The following is a 1,352-nucleotide window of genomic DNA, read 5'->3' as shown; positions in this document are numbered from 1 at the left end:
CACCATTTTTCATCATTTGATCATTGGCGGCAAAAAAGAACGTTTTTGTATAAGAAGTACCAAGACCATTTTCGGATGTTTGAGCTGCATAAATTTCAGCTACACCGTTGGCAACTCCCTCGGCAGAACCATTTACACTTGATCCTGCAATTATAGTTGATACAAACGTGCCATGCATGCCATTGCCATTGTCCTGCAGATTAGCAGAAGCATTAGATAGATCAGTGACAGTAACTTCGCCGGTTGAAGTATTAAATGAATACTTTTTGATTGAGGAAATAGAACCCTTTAGGCTTTCTGTTTCAACAACACCACTATCAAGCACCCCAACTTTTACCTTAGCAACAGTCGTATTTGTATCAACTACTGATGGCTCTTTTTCAACTGGGGTAGTAGGATCGGTTGGTGTAGTGGGATCGGTTGGTGTAGTGGGATCAGTTGGATCGGTAGGCGTGGTTGGATCAGTTGGGTCGGTAGGCGTGGTTGGATTGGTCGGAGGTGTCGAAGTTGACGGTTTTGAAGAAGATCCACCACCGCCACAACCAACAAGCATAGCTGCAACGATAGCTAGTGCAAGTGGAGATTTACCCAATTTAAAGTTCATAATTTTACCTGATTTAAAAGTCATTTTTTGATATATGTAAAATAAAATTTCATACTTAATGATTTAGAACTCTGTAAATTCCGTTGTGATCGGCATTATAAAGGGCGAATTCAAACATGAGGTGCGACAGTTTGAAAAGTCTTATGATAATCAACAAGCTGAGCAAATTTCTCTAATGGTGTAAGCCAATCTAACGCTTTTCTAGGACGAGTATTCAGTGACATGGCAACTTGATTTAAATAATGCTGATCTGCCTGATTTAAATCAATCCCTTTAGGTAAATATTGCCTAATTAAACCATTCATATTTTCGCATGTGCCTTTTTGCCAGGGTGAATGTGGGTCACAGAAATATACATCTATGCCTAAATCTTCTTCAAGTATTTTATGTTCTGCCATCTCGCGTCCACGGTCATAGGTCAACGTTTTACGCAGTTCTGCAGGTAAATATTTCAGAGCTTCAGTTAAAGCCTTGCGCACTGATTCTGCCTTTGCATCAGGTAATGTTGCCAAGATACAGAGCCGTGTATTTCGTTCAATAAGTGTTGCTATCGAACTTTTATTGTCTTTACCTTTAATTAAATCAGCTTCCCAATGACCCGGTATTTTTCTTTCTTGAACTTCGGCTGGGCGCTCATGAATAGTTTTAATATCCTGTAATATAGAATCTTTTTTAGGTTCACCGTTAGCTTTTCGCTTTTTATTTTCATGACGCAGACAGGATAATAAGTCTTTTTTCAACTCACCCT

Annotated in this window: 1 pseudogene; it reads right to left on the bottom strand. The window is 39.3% G+C overall.

The window, feature by feature from the left end:
• Nucleotides 1-714: 714 nt before the first annotated feature.
• Nucleotides 715-1,352, bottom strand: a pseudogene (locus PVW51_RS24210) (IS30-like element ISAba125 family transposase); the annotation flags it as partial.

The organism is Sulfitobacter sp. PR48, assembly GCF_028807335.1.
GTDB lineage: Bacteria > Pseudomonadota > Alphaproteobacteria > Rhodobacterales > Rhodobacteraceae > Sulfitobacter.
The sequence above is the reverse complement of the archived record's forward strand: the minus strand, read 5'-3'. Positions and strand labels throughout refer to the sequence as shown.